This is a genomic window from Corynebacterium sp. HMSC05D08 (assembly GCF_001807215.1).
In the GTDB taxonomy this organism is placed as follows: domain Bacteria; phylum Actinomycetota; class Actinomycetes; order Mycobacteriales; family Mycobacteriaceae; genus Corynebacterium; species Corynebacterium striatum.
In genome coordinates this window covers 1-638 of sequence record NZ_KV788320.1, presented here as the reverse complement: position 1 = coordinate 638, position 638 = coordinate 1, and the positions used below count along the sequence as shown (strand labels likewise).

Below are 638 nucleotides of genomic sequence, written 5' to 3'. Positions count from 1 at the left end.
GTGCTCTGACGGATTGTAAGCACATGGTTTCAGGAACTATTTCACTCCCCTCCCGGGGTACTTTTCACCATTCCCTCACGGTACTATCCACTATCGGTCACACTGAGTATTTAGGCTTACCGGGTGGTCCCGGCAGATTCACAGCAGATTCCACGAGCCCGCTGCTACTCGGGCAACCCAACAACCCACACACCATCATCTTCAGCTACAGGACTATCACCTTCTACGGCAGGCGTTTCCACACCACTTCACCTAACAACAATGCGCGGGCAGGACGTCAGTAGCCATCCTCATCAGGGCCCACAACACCGCACACACAACCCCTACCAGGTATCACATGCACACGGTTTAGCCTCATCCACGTTCGTTCGCCACTACTAGCAGAATCATTATTATTTTCTTCTCCTACGGGTACTGAGATGTTTCACTTCCCCGCGTAACCCCCACAACAGCTATGAATTCACTGAAGGGTAACACCCCATAACAGGTGCCAGGTTTCCCCATTCGGACATCCTCGGATCAACGCTCAATTGACAACTCCCCGAGGCTTAACGCAGCCTTTCACGTCCTTCATCGGCTCAGCATGCCAAGGCATCCACCATGCGCCCTAAATAACGAACACACAACCAACACAACAA

General features: G+C 52.2%; 1 rRNA gene. It reads right to left on the bottom strand.

The window, feature by feature from the left end:
- Positions 1 to 622 (bottom strand): 23S ribosomal RNA (locus HMPREF3148_RS04350); the annotation flags it as partial.
- Positions 623 to 638 lie beyond the last annotated feature (16 nt).